Annotated in this window: 12 protein-coding genes; 7 read left to right on the top strand and 5 right to left on the bottom strand. The window is 68.7% G+C overall.

The genetic code is table 11. The features are described from left to right. Window positions 1–21: 21 nt before the first annotated feature. The 4 genes from NX780_RS21155 to NX780_RS21140 all read left to right on the top strand — a co-directional run bounded on the left by NX780_RS21155 (window position 22) and on the right by NX780_RS21140 (window position 6,143). Entirely contained in the window at window positions 22–1,137 is a 1,116-nt protein-coding gene (locus NX780_RS21155; RefSeq protein WP_258829860.1) for an ABC transporter ATP-binding protein, read from the top strand. 38 nt (window positions 1,138–1,175) lie between these two features. After that, window positions 1,176–2,186, top strand: a complete 1,011-nt coding sequence (locus NX780_RS21150; protein WP_258829859.1) for a LacI family DNA-binding transcriptional regulator — start codon at window positions 1,176–1,178, stop codon at window positions 2,184–2,186. A gap of 155 nt (window positions 2,187–2,341) precedes the next feature. Then, window positions 2,342–5,167: a TonB-dependent receptor gene (locus NX780_RS21145; protein ID WP_258829858.1), complete on the top strand. Its 2,826-nt coding sequence runs from the start codon at window positions 2,342–2,344 to the stop codon at window positions 5,165–5,167. A 7-nt stretch (window positions 5,168–5,174) separates the two neighbouring features. Next, entirely contained in the window at window positions 5,175–6,143 is a 969-nt protein-coding gene (locus NX780_RS21140; RefSeq protein WP_258829857.1) for a glycoside hydrolase family 43 protein, read from the top strand. Here the strand turns inward: NX780_RS21140 and NX780_RS21135 are convergent. Beyond that, window positions 6,140–7,087: a 2-hydroxyacid dehydrogenase gene (locus NX780_RS21135; protein WP_258829856.1), complete on the bottom strand. Its 948-nt coding sequence runs from the start codon at window positions 7,085–7,087 to the stop codon at window positions 6,140–6,142. The two genes, NX780_RS21140 and NX780_RS21135, sit on opposite strands and share 4 nt — an antisense overlap. Window positions 7,088–7,157: 70 nt before the next feature. Next, window positions 7,158–8,522, bottom strand: a complete 1,365-nt coding sequence (locus NX780_RS21130) for a serine hydrolase domain-containing protein (RefSeq protein ID WP_258829855.1) — start codon at window positions 8,520–8,522, stop codon at window positions 7,158–7,160. Between the two features lie 84 nt (window positions 8,523–8,606). Here NX780_RS21130 and NX780_RS21125 point away from each other — a divergent pair, with 84 nt between their 5' ends. Then, window positions 8,607–9,584, top strand: coding sequence for a GlxA family transcriptional regulator (locus NX780_RS21125; RefSeq protein WP_258829854.1), 978 nt, complete (start codon window positions 8,607–8,609; stop codon window positions 9,582–9,584). Here the strand turns inward: NX780_RS21125 and NX780_RS21120 are convergent. From NX780_RS21120 to NX780_RS21110, 3 genes are all read right to left on the bottom strand, one after another. Continuing rightward, window positions 9,532–12,351, bottom strand: coding sequence for an EAL domain-containing protein (locus tag NX780_RS21120; RefSeq protein ID WP_258829853.1), 2,820 nt, complete (start codon window positions 12,349–12,351; stop codon window positions 9,532–9,534). The two genes, NX780_RS21125 and NX780_RS21120, sit on opposite strands and share 53 nt — an antisense overlap. A 133-nt stretch (window positions 12,352–12,484) precedes the next feature. Next, window positions 12,485–14,278, bottom strand: a complete 1,794-nt coding sequence (gene kefC / locus NX780_RS21115) for a glutathione-regulated potassium-efflux system protein KefC (protein ID WP_258829852.1) — start codon at window positions 14,276–14,278, stop codon at window positions 12,485–12,487. Further along, window positions 14,268–14,813, bottom strand: a complete 546-nt coding sequence (locus NX780_RS21110; protein WP_258829851.1) for an NAD(P)H-dependent oxidoreductase — start codon at window positions 14,811–14,813, stop codon at window positions 14,268–14,270. The genes kefC and NX780_RS21110 overlap by 11 nt, the downstream gene beginning before the upstream one ends. A 146-nt stretch (window positions 14,814–14,959) precedes the next feature. On the opposite strand from NX780_RS21110, the gene NX780_RS21105 reads away from it, so the two are divergent. Both NX780_RS21105 and NX780_RS21100 read left to right on the top strand, forming a co-directional pair. After that, complete coding sequence (locus NX780_RS21105; RefSeq protein WP_258829850.1) at window positions 14,960–18,172, top strand: hybrid sensor histidine kinase/response regulator; 3,213 nt, start codon at window positions 14,960–14,962, stop codon at window positions 18,170–18,172. 91 nt (window positions 18,173–18,263) lie between these two features. Beyond that, entirely contained in the window at window positions 18,264–18,644 is a 381-nt protein-coding gene (locus NX780_RS21100; protein ID WP_258829849.1) for a hypothetical protein, read from the top strand. Window positions 18,645–18,653 lie beyond the last annotated feature (9 nt).

Raw genomic sequence — 18,653 nt, 5'->3', positions numbered from 1 at the left:
ATTGAACCCCGCGGAGACCCCATGGCATCTGTGCGCCTGACAGGCATCACCAAGCAGTACGAGGACAACCCCGTCCTGAAGGGCATCGACCTCGACATCGCGGATGGCGAGTTCGTGGTGCTGGTCGGCCCTTCGGGCTGCGGCAAGTCGACCTTGCTGCGCATCGTCGCCGGCCTGGAGGACGTGAGCTCCGGCACGGTGGAGATCGGCGGCGCGGTGTGCAACGACGTCGAGCCGGCCCGGCGCGGCATCGCCATGGTCTTCCAGAGCTATGCGCTGTACCCGCACATGACGGTGGCCGAGAACATGGGATTCGCCCTCAGGCTGGCCGGCGTGCCGCGCGCGGAGATCGCCGAGCGGGTGGCGCGCGCCGCCGAGATCCTGCAGATCGGCCACCTGCTCGAGCGCCGCCCCAAGGCCCTGTCGGGCGGCCAGCGGCAGCGCGTGGCGATCGGCCGGGCGATTGTGCGCAAGCCCCAGGTGTTCCTCTTCGACGAACCGCTCTCGAACCTGGACGCCGCTCTGCGCGGCCAGACCCGGGTCGAACTGGCGCGCCTGCACCACGACCTGCAGGCCACGATGATCTACGTGACCCACGACCAGGTCGAGGCCATGACCCTCGGCCAGAAGATCGTGGTGCTCAACGGCGGCCGCATCGAGCAGGTCGGCACGCCGGTGGCGTTGTACGAGCGGCCCGCGAACACCTTCGTGGCGGGCTTCCTCGGTTCGCCGCGCATGAACTTCCTGCCGGGCGCGCTGGCGGGCGAGCAGGACGTCGTCGCCCACGTGCGCCTGGCCGGCGGCGTGCACGTGGACGTCGCTGCCGATGCCTCACGCGCCGCGCCGGGCGGCCCGGTGACGCTGGGGGTGAGGCCCGAGCACCTGCGCCTGCTCGGCGACTGGGAGAGCGGCGGCATTCCCGCGACCGTCGCCCTGGTCGAATACCTCGGTGACGCAGCCATCGTGCATGCCAGGGCCGAGGGCGTGCCGGACATGATCGCGGTGAAGTGCCGCACCGAAGGGGCCGCTGCGGGTCCCACGGCCGGGACCCGCGTGCGCCTGGGCTTCGACCCGGCCCATGGCCACCTCTTCGATGCGAACGGCGCCGCGATGCCGCGGGTGCCGCTGGCGCAGTGAGCGCCGGGGGAGGGGGCGGCCGCCCGCGGCGGCCGACCATGACCGACATCGCCAAGCTGGCCGGGGTGTCGCAATCGACCGTGTCCCTGGTGATCAACCAGATGAGCGGGGCCAAGGTGTCGGGCGAGACCCGCAAGCGCGTGCTGCGCATCGCACGCGAGATCGGCTATCCGGTGCAGCGTCATGGCCATGGAGTGGAAGGCGCCCAGCAGCGCAACCTGATCGTCTATCTCACCGACGAACTCTCGACCAGCCCGCACGCGATGCTGACCATCGACGGCGCGCGCGACGCCGCCTGGGAGCACGATTGCCTGCTGAGCGTGTTCGCCACCCGCAGTGATCCGGAATACGAGAACGCCGTGCTGGGGCGGGTGCTGGGCAATCCGGCCCTGCTCGGCGTCGTGTATGCCACCATCTTCACGCGCGCGGTCACGGTGCCGGCGCTGCTGGCCACCGTGCCGACCGTCCTCCTGAATTGCCATACGCGCGACCGCCTGTATTCCTCGGTGGTGCCCAGCGAAGTGCTGGGCGGTTTTGCCGCCACCATGCACCTGCTGGAGCTTGGGCACCGGCGCGTCGGCCTCGTCAACGGCGAGGGCTGGATCGAGGCCGCGGCCGAGCGCTTGAAGGGCTACCGCCAGGCCCTGTCCACGCGCGACATTCCTTTCGACTCCCGGCTGGTGCGCGAGGGCGACTGGCAGGTCAGCAGCGGCCACGAGCATGCGCTGGCCCTGCTGCGCCTGCCTGAGCCGCCCACGGCCCTGTTCTGCGCCAACGACCTGATGGCGGTCGGCGCCCTGGAGGCCGTGCGCGAGCTGGGCATGTCCGTCCCTGCCGAAGTCTCGGTGGTCGGCTATGACGACCAGGACATTGCCCGCTACACCCAGCCACCGCTGAGCACGGTGTTGTTGCCGAACTACGAAATGGGGCGCTGGGCGGCGGAAAGTTTGATTGCCCAGGTCAATGGCGGCGTGGTCCGGCGCACCAGCATGAAGATGGATTGCCCTCTGGTGGAGCGCGATTCCGTGGCTGCGCCGGGCGCTTCCTGACCGGTTTTCACCCTGTCCTTGAGTGCGCCACCACAGCGCGATTTCAGATAGCTTTTGTCATATTGGTCATAAATTATGACTAATACGAATTCCAATATCGGCAGGCCCGGCCCTTGAAGGGCCGCAGGCCGACCACAGCTTTCAGGAGACACTCGATGACGACCTTGACAGTCCGGCCGGTCTGCGCCGCAGCCATGCTGCTGTGCGCCCATATCGGCTTCGCCGCCGCGCAAAGCGCAGCCCAGCAGCTTGATCCGCAGTCCCAGCCCACCGCCGAGGATGCGGCGCGCGCGGCGGCCGGGCCTGACGCCCAGGCCGCCCCGGCGCCCGCGGGCGGCGCCGTGGCCACCGTGCAGGTGACGGGCATCCGCAGCAGCATCCGCTCCGCCGAGCAGATCAAGCGCGACGCCGAGCAGGTGGTGGACTCGATCAATGCCGACGACATCGGCAAGTTCCCCGACCGCGCCGCCGGCGACGCCCTGCAACGCATCGCCGGCGTCCAGGTGGGCCGCGACCGCGGCGAAACCAACACCGTCATTATCCGCGGCCTGCCCGACGTCGCCACCACCATCGACGGCAACGAGATCTTCACCGGCACCGGCCGCCGCCTGTCCTACCAGGACCTGCCGGTCCAGTCGATCGCGGGCCTGGACGTCTACAAGTCGGCCACCGCCAACCAGTTCGAGGGCGGCATCGCCGGCAACGTCAACGTGCGCCTGCGCGCACCCTTCGACTTCAAGGGCTACACCGTCACCGGCTTCCTGGAGAACCGCCGCAGCTCCGTCGAAGGCAGCGAAGCGACCAGGGAGAAGAACAACCCCGGGGGCGGCCTCCTGATGAGCAATCGCTGGAACACCGGCAAGGGCGAGATGGGCTTCCTGGTCGACGTCGCCTACAACAAGGAACACTGGGCCTTCCCGGTGCAGTGGGTCGACCGTCCCGACCGCATCTTCTCGGTCAGCCCGGACGGCACGGCCACGCGCCTGAACGACGACCAGCCGATCGCGCCCCTGAACCCCGGCGACCGCCTCGGCGAACTGCCGAACATCGGCGGCATCTACAATGCGGGCGACCGCGAGCGCGGCAGCATCCATGCGGCCTTCCAGTGGAAGGTGAACCCGAATACCGAATTCACGACCCAGTATCTCGGCACGAGCTATCGCGGCAAGAGCCAGGTCAACTACATCCTCAACATCGCCACCTGGACCCCGCGCCTGACCAACGTGGTGCTGGCGCCCGAAGGCGACTACTGCCGCACCCCGAACGGCAGCATCTGCCCGATCCAGTCGGCCTACGCGCAGGCCGCGCAGTTCGATGGCCCCTATGACTGGGACCCCTACACGGCCACCAGCACCTGGGGCGTCAAGGAGCGCACCGACACTCACTTCCTCAATTTCGCCCTGAAGTACCGCGAAGGCCCGCTCTCGGTCGACAGCAACCTGGCCTTCACGCGCTCGGACTTCATCAACGACACCGTCATCGTCGACCAGCAGATTCCCGGCGCCAGCGCCCACGTCTACACCTATGGACGCGACGGCCACGGCGGCTACAACAGCGTCACCACCCCGACCAGCGGCAATCCGCTGCGCGACCCGAACCAGTTCGTCCTGCGCGGCATGGTGCAGAACTGGGGCGAATCGCGCGGCGAGCAGGCGCAGTTCCGCACCGACGCCGTCTACCGCCTCGGTGGCGACGGCTTCATCACCGCCTTCACCGGCGGCATCCGCGTGTCGGACCGCGACGTCAGCTACCACAGCGCCGAACGCGCCAGCGACCTGCCGCGCGGGTCGGTGCGCCCCACGCCGGTCGCGGCCTTCGGGCCGGAATTCCAGACCCTGGTGCCGGGCCTGGACCGCCTTGGCGGCCCATGGGTGACGCCCTCGCGCGACTTCCTGATCTACCAGGCCGACCGGGTGCGCGCCTTCTACGGCCAGCCGGCGGGACGGGTGCCGGACGATCCGATGCGCCTCTTCGAGCAGCGCGAGCGCACCTATACCCTGCACCTGGGCGCACGCTGGAAGGCGGCGCTGGGCGGCATCGGCATGACCGGCAATATCGGTGGGCGCCTGGTGAAGGTCGACCGCAAGCTCGAGGGCAACCAGCGCGTGGGTGACGTCGTCACGCCGCTCAGCGAGGACAGCGACGAGACCAACTTCCTGCCGAACGTGTCGGCAGTGGTCAACTGGACCGATCGCATCCAGTCGCACCTGAGCGTCGGCAAGACCATCACGCGTCCGGAGTTCTCGCAGCTGAACCCGGCCCTGTCCCTGATCCCGCCGACCGTCAACGCCCCCGGCACCGGCACGGCGGGCAATCCGCAGCTGTCGCCGACCGAGTCGATCAACAGCGACGCGACGCTCGAGTACTACTTCAAGGACAACGGCTACGCGCAGATCGCGCTGTTCCACCGCGATATCGATGGCTACCTGCAGAACTTCGAGCAGCAGGAGACGATCAACGGCGTCAACTACCGCGTGACCCGTCCGCAGAATTCCGGCAAGGGCAAGCTCAAGGGCGCCGAGTTCGGCATCCAGAAGTTCTTCGACTTCCTGCCGGGCGCCTGGAGCGGCCTGGGCGCGCAGTTCAACTACACCTGGATCGACGGCGAGAACCAGACCCGCACCGCACTCAACAGCGGCGAGTACACCACGACGGAGCTGGTCGGGGTCGCGCGCCAGAGCTACAACTTCACGCTCCTGTATGAGCGCGATCGCTGGACCGGCCGCCTGGCGGCCACCCGCCGCGGCAAGTACGTCGAGCAGATCGCCGAACCGCGCTTCGGCCAGAACCGCTATGTCAAGGCGGCGACCTATGTCGACCTGAGCGTGGGCTACGCGCTCACCCCGCAGCTGTCGCTGAACTTCGACGCGATCAACCTGACGAAGGAACGCTACGAAAGCTACCTGGGCGACCCGATCCGCCCGCGCGACATCCGCTACAACCCGACCACCTACGGCATCAGCCTGCGCTACCAGATGTGAGGAAGCGATGCAGAAGACTTACTGCAACCCGGTCTATCCGGAGATCATGGCCGACCCCTTCGTGCTCAAGCACGAGGGGCGGTATTTCGCCTACGGCACCGCACCCGACGGCCCCGGCGGCGGGCGCTTCCCGGTGCTGGTGTCGAACGACCTGGTCGACTGGCATCCGGCCGGCTACGCGCTGATGGAACCGGGGCTTGATCACTTCTGGGCGCCCGAAGTGGCTTACAGCGAGGGCAGGTTCTGGCTGTACTACTCGCGCGGCGACGTGGAAGGCAAGCACCACAAGCTCAGGGTGGCGGTGGCCGACAATCCCGTGGGTCCCTTCAAGGATTGCGGCGTGCTCCTGGTGCCGGACCAGCCGTTCTCGATCGACGCCCATCCTTTTCGCGATGCGGACGGCCAGTGGTACCTCTACTACTGCGTCGATTTCCTGGAGTTCGAGGACGACCACCGCATCGGCACCGGCATCGTGGTCGACCGCCTGCTGGCGATGGACCGCCTGGAAGGCAGGCCGCGCACGGTGGCGCGCCCGCACGCCGACTGGCACCTGTTCAAGAAGCAGCGCGCGATGTACGACGCGGTCTACGATTGGCACACCGTGGAAGGCGCCTTCGTGCTGGTCCATGGCGGCAGGTACTACTGCTTCTACAGCGGCGGCGCCTGGGAGAAGGAAAACTATGGCGTCAGCTACGTGGTCGCCGACCATCCGCTGGGGCCCTTCACGCGCCCGGAAGGCAGCGAGGAAGCGCTCCTGATGCGGTCCAGAGCGCCGAACGTCATCGGTCCCGGCCACAATTCCTTCACCACCTCGCCCGACGGCAGCCAGGACTGGATCGTCTACCACGCCTGGGACACGGCCATGACCGGGCGGCGCATGTGCATCGACCGGCTCGTGTGGCAAGGCGGCCGGCCCACCACCGACGGGCCGACCTTCACGCGCCAGCAGGCGCCGGCGGGCCTCGCACTACTTTAGCCCACCGGCGTCAGGGCGGGCCGGCCCGCGAAATGCGCATCGAGGTTGCCGACCGCCAGGCTGGCCATGGCGCGGCGGGTCTCCACCGTGAAGCTGCCGACGTGGGGCGTGAGGACCACATTGTCCATGCCGCGCAGTGCCTTGGGCACGCGCGGCTCGTCCGCGAACACATCCAGCGCCGCCGCGCCAAGGCGGCCGCTGGCCAGGGCTTCGACCAGGGCGGCCTCATCCACCACCGAACCGCGCGCGATGTTCACGAGCGTGCCTTCGGGGCCGAGGGCGTCCAGCACCGCCGCATCCACGGCATGGCGGGTGGCCGCGCCGCCGGGAGCGCACAGGACCAGGAAGTCGCTGGCCGCGGCGAGTTCGCGCAGCGAGTCGCAGCGCAGCTGCGGTTCGGGACCGGCGCTGCGCTGGAAGTAGCGGATCTCCATGCCGAAGGCGCGCAGGCGCGTTGCCAGCGCCTGGCCGATGCGTCCGTAGCCGTAGATGCCCGCCACCTTGCCGCGCAGGCTGCGTGCCGGCTGCAGGGGACGCTTTTCCTCCCAGTGCCCGGCCCGCACATAGCGGTCCAGCAGCGGCAGCCGGCGCGAGACGGCGAGCAGCAGCGCGGCCGCGAGATCGGCCACGTCCTCGGTCAGCACGTCGGGCGTGTTGGTGACGACGATGCGGCGGGCCGCCATGGCGTCGAGATCGACGGCATCGACACCGACCCCGTGGACCGAGACGATCTCCAGGCCCGGATACACTGCGGCGCCGGCCGCATCCAGGCCCACGGTGCCGGTGGTCAGCACGGCGCGGATGCGCGGCGCGACGTCGCGCTCGTAGGCCGCGCGCTCATCAGGCGCCATGCGCGCCGGGAAGTGGCAGGTGTAGTGTCCATCCAGTGCGCGCAGGACCTCCTCGGTCCATACGCTGCCCAATACCGCGATCTCGGGTTTCATCAATCGATTTCATCCATGCCGAAAATCTCATCCTACATCGTTTCGGCAGGGGGCTTGTATGGACGGAGGGCTATTCGAGCCCGACACCGAGCCGTTCGATCGTTCCGTCGGACGCGCGCGTCACCGTGACGAGCATCGGCACGTCGCGATAGAGGAAGCGGTAGCGCGAGGTCTGCGTGCTCCCTTCCTGGCTGCGTTCGAGCAGCTCGACTGCGCCAAGCGGGCCGGCATTCGCGATCTCGTCAGCCAGGATGCCGATCCAGCGGGGCGTGAAGCGTTCCGCTTCGTTCGCGGACAACTTCGCCGGAGCCTGCCTTGCAGCCAGTCGCGCCATGGCCTCTCTAGCCTGGGCGGCGAACATCGGTTCGCGGTCGGGAATGGCCTTGGCGCGCACCGGCGCCAGCGCCGGCACATAGTGGGCTGCCACCATGTCGCCGATCTTGCCGACACGCGCAATGGCGCTGTTGGCAAGCACGATGACCGTCATGTCGTCGTCGACATAGCGCGTCATGAGTGCCTTGAAGCCCTGCCAGGCGCCGCCATGCAGGATGGTGCGGCGCCCGTTCTGCTCGCCCACGAACCAGCCGTAGCCGTAGGGCGAGGCGCTGCCGTCCGCCAGGCGCGGCGGCGACCAGCTGGCCGCCTGCAGCCTTGCATCGAGGATGCGCTTGCCGCGCAGGGCCAGGTCCCACAGGGCGAGGTCGCGCGCAGTCAGGTAGAGGGCGCCGTCCGCGGTCGCGTTCAGGCTGGGCGAGACCCAGGACTGGTTGCGCAGCCTGCCGTCCACCCACTCGTAGCCCGCCGCGCGGTGCGGCACGATCTCCGCCTCGTCGATCACGCGCGCGCCCATGCCCAGCGGGGCGAAGATCCGCTCGCGGAGCTGCTCGCTCCAGTGCTTGCCGCCGACCCGCGTGGCGATGAAGCCGAGCAGGTGGTAGCCCGCGTTGCTGTAGCTGAAGCGCTCGCCCGGCGCGAACAGCAGCGGCAACGAAGCTTCGATGGCGATCAGTTCCGCGTCCGTATAGTCCTTGCGCAGGTCGATCTTCTGGTAAGGCTCGCCCAGCCCGCCCGTATGCGTGAGCAGGTGCCGGATCGTGATGCCGTCCCAGGCTTTCGGAGATTCCGGCAGGTGGCGCGAGACGGGATCGTCGAGGCTCAGTTTGCCGTCCTCGGCCAGCAGCAGGATGAGCGCGGCGGTGAAGGTCTTGCCCACCGATCCGGACTGGAACACGGTAGCCGGCGTCACTTTCACGCCATGCTCGACATTGGCCAGGCCATAGGCACGCTCGCGCACGATCCGGCCACCCTTGAGGACGGCGACGGCCATGCCGGGAACGTGGCGGCGCGCCATTTCGCGCTCGATGTCTTCATCGAGACGGTCGGCGCGGACGGGGCAGGAGAGGAGCAGTAGGAACAGGGAGAGCAGGAGGCGCATGCGATCGATCGAAAGTAGGGGGAGCGCCAGTGTAGCCGCCTACGCATTGACAGGACTGCCATCGATCGTTGAATATCTGCCATCATGACACACACCGCTTCCCCGATCGACGTCTGGATCCTCGTCTTTCCGAACTTCCTGCTGCTGGACGCCACCGGGCCGGCCCAGGTCTTTGCGAGCGCGAACGACGAAGCCGTCGACGCCGGCCTGCCGCCTCCCTATCGCGTGCGCATCGCCGCACCTGGGGGAGGGACGGTCGCGTCGTCGTCCGGCGTGAGCCTGCTGGCGGAGGAACTGCCGGCCGCATGCCTGGACAAGGCCACGCTCATCGTCGCGGGCGGCAGGGTGCGTGACCTCCCCGCGGAATCGAGCCCTGCACTGGACTGGGTACGCGCGGCCAGCGGGCAGGTGGCGCGCTGCTGCGCCGTCTGCACCGGCGCCTTCGTCCTGGCCCGCGCCGGCCTGCTGGACGGACGCCGCGTCGTCACGCACTGGCAGGACGTGGAGGCGCTGCGCGCCGAACATCCATCCCTGCGTGTCCTCGACGACGCGATCCACGTCCGCGACGACAAGTTCCGTACCTCGGCCGGCATCAGCGCCGGCATGGACCTGGCCCTGAGCCTGGTGGAAGAAGACCTGGGGCGGCAGCGCGCGCTGGCCGTGGCCAGGCGCCTGGTGCTGTTCCTCAAGCGGCCCGGCGGCCAGCGGCAGTTCAGCGCCGAACTGCTGGCCCAGTCCCAGGACGACGGGGTGCACGCGCGGCTGGCGGCATGGCTGCGGCCGCGCCTGCGCCAGGAAGTGCGGATCGAGGAGATGGCGGAGGCCTGCGCGCTCTCCGTGCGCACCCTGCACCGGCGCCTGCGCGAGGAGGCGGGGCTGACGCCGGCCCAGCTCCTCGGTCGCCTCAGGATGGAAAGCGCCTGCCGCATGCTCGAACGGCCCGGGGTGAGCGTCAAGCAGGCGGCGCGCGACTGCGGCTATGGCAGCGAATACAATCTGCGGCGCGCCTTCACGGCGCAGCTGGGCGTGCTGCCGAGCGAGTACCAGGAGCGCTTTGCGTGAAACGTGCGCGCAGCTCGTCCAGCGGCATCGGTTTCGCCAGCAGGTAGCCCTGGGCCTGGTCGCAGCGCGCCTGGCGCAGCAGCTGGAGCACCTCTTCGGTCTCGACGCCCTCGGCCACCACCGCCATGTTCAGCGCGTGGGCCAGGTCGACGAAGGCCTTGACGAAGTCCGAGGTGGTGACGTTGCCGTCCTTCTGCAGCACGAAGGAGCGGTCCAGTTTCAGGACATCGATGGGGAAGCGGCGCAGGTAGGCCAGGCTCGAGGCGCCGGTGCCGAAGTCGTCCACGGCGAGGGCGACGCCGACGCGCTTGAGTTCGCGCAGCATCGAGGCCGTATGTTCGATGTCCTCGATGAGGGCGCTCTCGGTCAGCTCCAGTTCCAGGCAGTCCGGAGGCAAGCCGGTCTGCGCCAGGGCCTCGCGCACCTCGTCCACGAAGCCCGAATTGCCCAGCTGGCCCGCCGAGACGTTCACCGACACCACGATCTTGCGGCCGAGGTCCGCCATCAGCGCGCGCGTGCGCATGCAGGCTTCCTGGAGCACCCAGCGCCCGATCGGGACGATCAGGCCGGTCTCCTCGGTGATCGCGATGAACTGCTGGGGCGGCACGCGCCCGCGCTCCGGATGGTTCCAGCGGATCAGGGCCTCCATGCCCACCGGTGCCATGGTGTGCAGGTCGATGCGCGGCTGGTAGTGCAGCTCGAACTCGGCGCGCGCCAGCGCCGGGCGCAGCGACACCTCGAGAGCCATGCGCGCCTGGGTGGCGACCGTCATTTCCGGTTCGAAGAAGCGGTAGCGGTTGCGGCCCGCGTCCTTGGCCCGGTACATGGCCGTGTCGGCGCTCTGGAACAGGGTTTCGCGTGTCGTCGCGTCGTGGGGGAACATGCTGATGCCGATCGAGGCGCCGACGATCACGTCGATGCCGCCCACGGTGACGGGCGCGGTCAGCACGTCGAGCAGCTTGGCGGCGATGCACTCGGCGGCGGGCCGGCCGCTGGCGCAGTCGGCGACGACCACGAATTCGTCGCCGCCCAGGCGGGCGATGACGTCGCTCGGCCGGATCACGCGGCGCAGCCGCCTGGCCACCTCGCACAGCAGCACGTCGCCCATTTCATGACCGAAGGAGTCGTTGACTTCCTTGAAGCGGTCCAGGTCGAGGAACATCACCGCCACCGAACTGCCGGGGCGGCAGGCCTCGAGCATCTCCTGCACCCGTTCTCCCAGCAGGGCGCGGTTGGGCAGGCCGGTCAGGGTGTCGTGGGTGGCCAGCTGCCGCAAGCGGCTCTCGGCCGCCTTGCGCCCCGTGATGTCGGTCATCAGGCCGGTGAGCGAGACGGTGCGGCCGTCCGGGCCACGCTCGATGATGCCGTTGAACAGCACGTGGATGTGGTAGCCCTGGCGGTGGCGCAGGACCGCCTCGACGCCCTGGACGGCGGACTCGCCCTCGCTGCCGTCCTGCAGGATGGCCCAGGGGAAGGACAGGAACAGCGCTTCCAGCCGGACGCCCAGCAGCTCCTCGCGCGCATGGCCGGACAGGGCGCACAGGGTGGGGTTCACGTCCAGCAGGGCGCCTTCGCGGTCGGCGAGCAGGTAGCCGCTCGGGGTCAGCTCGATGACTTCGCGGAAGCGCTGCTCGCTCTCGCGCAGCTGGCGTTCGGCCTGTTCGCGGTCGCTCAGGTCGCGGATCACGGCCAGGAAGAATTCCTCGCCCGCGTCGTCGAAGCGCGAGATCTGCACTTCGGCCGGGAAGGTGCTGCCGTCCTTGCACTGCTTCTGCATGCGCAGCAGCTGTGCCTGGCCCGCGCGCAGTCCCGCCAGCAGGCCGGTCGCACCCAGCAGGCCGGAGTTGACGTCGGTGGCGCGCAAGCGCAGGAATTGCTCGCGCGTGTAGCCGAAACGCGCGCAGGCCTGGTCGTTTACCGACACGATGCCCAGCTCGCCGTCCACGATCATGATGCTGTCGCCGGCCTGGTTGAACAGATTGCGGAAACGCTGTTCGCTCTTCTTCAAGGCCTGGTCGGCCTCGCGCCTGGCGGTGATCTCGTGGAAGTAGACCGAGATGCCGTCGCCGTGGGGATAGACGCGCACTTCCAGCCAGACCGCCCGGGGCCCCCAGAACGCCTCGAAGGTCGCGGCCTCGCGGCTTGCCATCGCTTGCTGGTAGCGCAGCAGCGTGGGCGAGTGCAGCAGGTCGGGCGCCACGTCCAGCAGAAGGCGGCCGATGGCGGCGCTTGCATCGACTCCGACGAAGTCGCCCGCCTTGCGGTTGGCGTAGGTGAGACGCCAGTCGCGGTCGATGGCGAAGAAGGCGTCGCCGATGCTGTCCAGCATGCCGTTCAGCGCGATCCCGGAACGCTCCAGCGCTTGCCTGGCCTGCACGTGTCCGGACACGTCGCGCGCGGTGACGAACATGCGCTGGTGGGCTTCGGACCAGCGCGCCGCGACCGACATCAGGATGACCCGGCCATCCTTGCGCCTCACCCGCAGCAGGATGTCGGGACGTTCCGGATGCTCCTGCTGCAGGCTGGACTGGATGTCATGCGCCTCGGCATGCTGCTCGGGGTGGACCAGGGCGTCGTAGTGGCGGCCGGCCAGCTCGGCGGGTTCATAGCCGAGCAGGGCGATGGCGGCTGCGTTCACGCGCAGGATGATGCCATGCACGTCGACCACGGCCATCAGGTCGAGCGCATTGTCGATCAGGGCGGCGTTTTCGTCGGCGAGCAGGGACAACCCATGGGGCGTGCTGGAGCGGATGTCGGGAGTGGTCACGGGATTGGCGGCGGGCCGCTGAGATGGAGGCGGGCGACAAGGCCGGCCCGGCGCCGCAAGTATAGCGATTGCGCGCGGCAACTGAACGCCGCGACGCAAATTTACGACACTTGTCTAGACACCTTTGTCGCGACTAGCCCGCGTCGTCCTCGCCGCGCATCGCGACGAAGTCGCGCTCGAACATCGCATGCAGCTCTTCGCGCGCGCGGCGCGCCATCGAGACGTACTGTTCGCGGTCCTTGTAATACGGATAAACCTCGAGCACGCTCTTGAGATTGTGCTCACGAAAGCGCATCGCCGCCTGGCGCGCGAGATAGGCGCCGAAACCCAGTTCTTCCATCGCGCGCCGGCCCAGCATCAGGGCGGAATCGAAGGTCTCGCGCTCAATCACCGTCACGCCCAGGTCCATCAGCTCATAGTAATGGGTGACGTTGCGGGCGCGCGCCAGGACCGGCAGGTCGGGAAACTCGGCGCGCACGGCGGCGGCCAGCTTGAGGCTGTCCTCGATGCCGTCGATCGCCAGCACCAGGGCGCGCGCCCGCGCGGCGCCGGCGGCATGCAGCAGGTCGGTGCGGGTGGCGTCGCCGTAGAAGACCTTGAAGCCGAACTGGCGCAGCGTGTCGACGTTGTCCGGGTCGTGATCGAGCATGGTGAGCGGCACCTGGTTGGCGTGCAGCAGGCGCCCTACGATCTGGCCGAAGCGGCCGAAGCCGGCGATGATCACGTGGCCGGCGTTTTCCTCGATGGTGTCGGCGGCGCGTTGCTTGCGCGCCTGCCAGCGCGGTTCCAGGATCCGGTCGTAGAGGATCAGGAGCAGGGGCGTCGCCACCATCGACAGCGCCACCACGACCACCAGCAGGGAGCTTGTCGCCGGGTCGAACACGCGCGCCGCGGCGGCCGCGCCGAACACCACGAAGGCGAACTCCCCGCCCTGCGAAAGCAGGAAGGCGAACAGCACGCGCTGGCGCCCGGCCATCCCGAAGCTGCGCGCGAGCAGCCACAGGACCAAGAGCTTGACGGCCAGGAAGCCGGCCGCGATCAGGAGGATGCGCAGGGGCTCGGCCAGGAAGACGCCGAAATCCACCGACATGCCGACCGCGATGAAGAAGAGACCGAGGAGCAGGCCCTTGAAGGGCTCGAGGTCGGTTTCCAGCGCGTGCCGGTATTCCGAGTCGGCCAGCAGCACGCCGGCCATGAAGGCCCCCAGGGCCATCGACATGCCGGCGTAGGCCATCAGGAGCGAGATCGAGATGACCAGCAGCAGGGCGAAGGCGGTGAAGATCTCGCGCATGCCGGTGCGCGCGATGAAGCGCAGCACGGGCCGCACCAGGAAGCGCCCCACCAGCACCAGGCCGGCGATCACGGCAACCGCCTTGAGCGCCGCCATCCAGCCCCCGCCCGCATGGCTGTCCGGCACGCCGAGCAGCGGCACCAGGGCGATCATCGGGATCGCGGCGATGTCCTGGAACAGCAGGATGGAAAAGCCGGCCTGGCCGGCCGGCGTCGGGATGAGGTTACGCTCCTGCATGGTGGTGAGCGCGATCGCGGTCGAGGACAGCGAGAGGCCAAGGGCGGCGATCAGGGCCACTTTCCAGTCCACGCCCAGCAGGATGGCCACGAGCGCGAGTGGAATGGTGACCCCGGCGACCTGGGCGCTGCCCCACCCGAAGATCGAACGGCGCAGCGCCCACAGGCGCCGCGGCTCGAGCTCCAGGCCGATCACGAAGAGCAGCAGCACGACGCCGAACTCGGAAAAGTGCAGGATGGTCTCGACTTCGCGGATCAGGCCGAGACCCCAGGGCCCGATGGCGATACCGGCCAGCAGGTAGCCGAGCACGGCGCCCAGGCCCAGGCGCTTCGCGACCGGCACCGCGACCACGGCGGCGCCCAGGTAGACCAGGGCATTGACGAGGACATCATGTTCCATGGAGGTCTCCGGCGGTGGCGAGCAGTGCGCGCAGGGCTCCGGCGTGGCGCTCGGCGGCATGCTCGTCCGGGTGGTCGGCGCCGTAGAACACATGCGGCGGCAGCCAGCGCATGCCGCAGGCGAGCGCGGTCTGCTGCAGCGGGACGAGGAAATCGTCGAGGGGGCGCCCGTGCGCGCCGCCCGGGCCGTAATCGACCAGGCGGCTGTTGCAGGCGACCGCGGCGAAGACGCCCTTGCCGGCCAGGCGCCCGTCCGGCCGCGCCCACTCGGGTTTCAGGACGGTGTCGAACCACTCCTTGAGCAGGGCCGGCATCGCATACCAGGCCAGCTGGAACACGAACACGACCAGGGGCGCATCGAGCAGCAGGGCGCGCTCGCGGCGCACATCGATGTAGAGGTCAGGGTAGAGCTGGTAGAGATCCTGTACCTGCACGCCCGGCAGGCCTGCGGCGGCGTCGGCCACCCGGCGGCTGATGCGCGAGCGGTGCAGGGAAGGGTCGGCGAAGACGACGAGGGCGCGGAGGTCGGGATGCATGGCGGTGTTGTCGAAAGTGTCAAGGATTGTACCTTGCAATAATGAAACGGTTGTGTCCTCGGTGCGTACGTACTGTCACATTCTTGTATCAGGATTGGTATCCAGATATTACAATTGTTCCTTTCACAAAAAAACATTCATCCAGCATGGCGCAAGATGCAGCGGCAGTACCCCGGTCCTTCGCCCAGGGCGGCGGCGAACTCGGCAAGATCATCGACGAATACGACTGGAGCGCCACCAGTCTCGGTCCCATCGCCGGCTGGTCGCCGGTCCTGCGCAACACGGTCGAGCTGATCCTGCGCTCGCCGGTGCCGATGGTGACGATGTGGGGCGCGGACGGAATCATGATCTACAACGAGGGCTATGCCCGGATCGCGGCCGAGCGCCACCCCTGGCAGCTCGGCGTGCCGGTACGCGAGAGCTGGCCCGACGAAGCCGCCTTCAACGACAACGTGATGCGCGTCGTGATGGCCGGCGGCACGCTGTCCTACCGCGACGCCGAACTGGACCTGCGGCGCCACGGCGTGCCCGAGCTGGTTTGGCTGAACCTCGATTATTCGCCCATCGTCGACGGCTGCGGCGCCATCGTCGGCGTGCTGGCCCTGGTGACGGAGACCACCGACAAGGTGCGCGCCGAGCGCTACCTGGCCGGCGAGCAGGATCGCCTGCGCGCCATGTTCGCCCAGGCGCCCGGCTTCATCGCCACCCTGGTCGGTCCCGAACACCGCTACGAGCTGGTGAACGAAGCCTATCTCGGGCTGGTCGAGCGCGCCGACGTGGTCGGCCGCACCGTACGCGAGGTCTTGCCCGAAGTCGCTTCCCAGGGCTTCCTGCGCCTGCTCGACGACGTCTATGCCAGCGGCCGGCCGCACAGCGGCGAGGCGACGCCCATCTGGCTCACCGGCGCCGACGGCGAGAGCCGCCAGCACTACCTCGACTTCGTGTTCCAGCCGGTGCGCGGCGAAGACGGCGCCGTGATCGGCATCTTCGTCCAGGGCAGCGACGTCACCGAGCGCGTGCTTGCCGAACGCGCCCTGCGCGAGAGCGAAGTGCGCTTCCGCACCTTCGCTCAGGCGATGCCGAACCAGGTCTGGGCGGCCGATGCGAGCGGGCGACTGAACTGGTTCAACGACACCATTTTCAGCTACAGCGGCTACGACCATGCGGCGCTGGTGGAGGATGGCTGGGGACGCATGATCCACCCGGGCGACCTGCAGGCGATCCGCGCGCGCTGGAGCGAATCGGTCGCCACCGGAACCCGGTTCGAGTCCGAGGTGCGCCTGCGCCGCGCCGACGGCGCTTACCGCTGGCACCTGAACCGGGCCGTGCCGCTGCGCGGCGACGACGGCGAGGTGATCGGCTGGGTCGGCACCAATACCGACATCGAGGAGCAGAAGACCACCGCGCAGCGCTACGCGGCCCTGAACGACGACCTGCAGGGACAGGTGGCGCTGCGCACGGCCGAGCGCGACCGCATGTGGCGGCTGTCCAAGGACATCCTCTTCGTCTGCCGCTTCGACGGCCGGGTCGAGGCGGTCAGCCCCTCCTTCGGCGCGCTGCTGGGCTGGTCAGAGACCGACATCGTGGGCCGCAATTTCATGGAGCTGGTCCACCAGGACGATCGCGCCTCCACCATCGCCCAGATGGCGGCGCTCGGGCGCGGCGGCTACGTCAACAAGTTCGAGAACCGCTACCGCCGCAAGGACGGCAGCTGGTGCCTGCTGTCGTGGACGGCGGCGCCCGACGAAGGCTTCGTGCACGCGATCGGCCGCGACATCACGGCCGAGCGTGAGCAGCAGGAAGCGATCCGCCGCACCGAACTGGCCCTGCAGCAGTCGCAGAAGATGGAGACGATCGGCAAGCTGACCGGCGGCGTGGCCCACGATTTCAACAACCTCCTGCAGATCATCTCGGGCAACCTGCAGCTGCTGCAGATGGCCGGCGACAACCCTGAGGCGCGCAGGGACGCCCTGCGCTGGATCGAGAGCGCCCGCTCGGCCGTCGAGAAGGGCGCCAAGCTGGCCAGTTACCTGCTCGCTTTCGGGCGCCGCCAGCCGCTCGAACCGAAGGTGATCAAGGTCGGCCGCCTGCTGGCGAACATGGAAGACATGCTGCGCCGCGCCCTGGGCGAGGAGATCGAGATCGAGATGGTGATCTCCGGCGGCCTGTGGAACACGGCGGTGGACGTCGGCCAGGTCGAGAACGCGGTGCTGAACCTGGCCATCAATGCGCGCGACGCCATGGAAGGCAGTGGCCGCATGACCATCGAAGCGACCAACGCGGTGCTGGACGAGATGTACTGCCGCGCCCATGGCGACGTGATGCCGGGCCAGTACGTGATGCTGGCCGTGACCGACACCGGCTCCGGCATGCCGCCGGAAGTGGCCGCCCGCGCCTTCGAACCCTTCTTCTCGACCAAGGAAGAAGGCAAGGGCACGGGCCTGGGACTGTCGATGGTCTACGGCTTCGTGAAGCAGTCGGGCGGCCACGTGAAGATCTACAGCGAGGTCGGCCAGGGCACCACGGTCAAGCTCTACCTGCCGCGCAGCACCGCGGCCGAAGAGCCGATCGGCCCCGTGGAGCAGCAGGGCGCCGTCGGCGGCAACGAGACGATCCTGGTGGCCGAGGACGACGAGGCGGTGCGCGCCACCGTGGTCGAGATGCTGACCCAGCTCGGCTACCGGGTGCTCAAGGCATCCGACGCGTCGAGTGCGCTGGCGGTGATCGAGAGCGGCGTGCCGATCGACGTGCTGTTCACCGACGTCGTCATGCCTGGCACCTTGCGCAGCCCGGAGCTGGCGCGCATCGCGCGCGAGCGCCTGCCGAACCTGGCGGTGCTGTTCACCTCGGGCTATACGGAGAACGCCATCGTCCACGGCGGGCGTCTCGACCCGGGCGTGGAACTGCTCGGCAAGCCCTATACGCGCGAACGCCTGGCGCGCAGGATCCGCCAGGTGCTGGCGCGGCAGAAGAGCAAGGCCGAAGCGCCGCAGGACGTGCCGGAGGCCGGCGGCCTGTCCATCGTGCTGGTCGAAGACGAAGAGGCGATCCGCGCCAACACCGCGGCGCTGCTCGAGCACCTCGGGCACCGGGTGTGCGCGGCCGGGGATGCCGAGAGCGCGCTGTCCATGATCACGCTCGAGACCGACATCTTGATCACCGATGTGCAGCTGCCGGGCATGTCGGGTGACGCGCTGGCGGCCCAGGCGCGCAGCAAGGTGCCTGGCATCCGGATCGTGTTTGCGACCGGCAACGGCGAAGTGGCGAACTGGCCGGATGCCGTGGTGCTGCGCAAGCCCTACGACCTGCAAAGCCTGGTCAGGGCGCTTGGGCGGCAGCCCATCGACGCCTTAGGCTGACTCCTACAGGAAACGCTGGCCTGCGCCTATTCGTGCAGGCCGGCGCAGGGTCTATCATGGCATTCCGATACCAAGGAAACCAGGAGGCCATATGTCGATGCAATCCGAAGGCAAGGACGCCAAGGGACGCAACTACCACCAGACGACGAAGGACGGCACCGGCAGCGCCGCCAGCGTCGGGAGCGGGGGCACCGGGGATATCGGAGCGATGGGCGGCGAAGGCAGCCGGCAGTCCGCCAGCCGCACCGATGACCTACTGGCCGGCAACACCACCCATGAGGAATCCGAGCAGGCTTTCCAGGGAGGCAGCGAGAAAGGGCAGATCCAGACGGGAATGGAAGGCATCGCCGGCGCGAAGGGCAACCGCCAGTCCGGCCAGCAGGGCGCCAACCGCCAGGGCGCGGACCTGCAAGACCCGGCCGAGACCGATCCCGCCCAGTACGACCAGGGCACCGCGGACCGCGAACGCTGAGCGCAGGTA

This window comes from Massilia agri (genome assembly GCF_024753255.1).
GTDB classification, from domain to species: domain Bacteria; phylum Pseudomonadota; class Gammaproteobacteria; order Burkholderiales; family Burkholderiaceae_D; genus Telluria; species Telluria agri.
This window is presented reverse-complemented; position numbering and strand designations above follow the sequence as displayed.

What these genes read in the sequence shown, in the direction of transcription:
- NX780_RS21105 (WP_258829850.1), top strand. Translation starts at nt 14,960, where the DNA reads ATGGCGCAAGATGCAGCGGCAGTACCCCGGTCCTTCGCCCAGGGCGGC.
- NX780_RS21125 (WP_258829854.1), top strand. Translation starts at nt 8,607, where the DNA reads ATGACACACACCGCTTCCCCGATCGACGTCTGGATCCTCGTCTTTCCG.
- NX780_RS21110 (WP_258829851.1), bottom strand. Translation starts at nt 14,813, where the DNA reads ATGCATCCCGACCTCCGCGCCCTCGTCGTCTTCGCCGACCCTTCCCTG.
- NX780_RS21135 (WP_258829856.1), bottom strand. Translation starts at nt 7,087, where the DNA reads ATGAAACCCGAGATCGCGGTATTGGGCAGCGTATGGACCGAGGAGGTC.
- NX780_RS21150 (WP_258829859.1), top strand. Translation starts at nt 1,176, where the DNA reads ATGACCGACATCGCCAAGCTGGCCGGGGTGTCGCAATCGACCGTGTCC.
- NX780_RS21130 (WP_258829855.1), bottom strand. Translation starts at nt 8,522, where the DNA reads ATGCGCCTCCTGCTCTCCCTGTTCCTACTGCTCCTCTCCTGCCCCGTC.
- kefC (WP_258829852.1), bottom strand. Translation starts at nt 14,278, where the DNA reads ATGGAACATGATGTCCTCGTCAATGCCCTGGTCTACCTGGGCGCCGCC.
- NX780_RS21140 (WP_258829857.1), top strand. Translation starts at nt 5,175, where the DNA reads ATGCAGAAGACTTACTGCAACCCGGTCTATCCGGAGATCATGGCCGAC.
- NX780_RS21145 (WP_258829858.1), top strand. Translation starts at nt 2,342, where the DNA reads ATGACGACCTTGACAGTCCGGCCGGTCTGCGCCGCAGCCATGCTGCTG.
- NX780_RS21155 (WP_258829860.1), top strand. Translation starts at nt 22, where the DNA reads ATGGCATCTGTGCGCCTGACAGGCATCACCAAGCAGTACGAGGACAAC.
- NX780_RS21100 (WP_258829849.1), top strand. Translation starts at nt 18,264, where the DNA reads ATGTCGATGCAATCCGAAGGCAAGGACGCCAAGGGACGCAACTACCAC.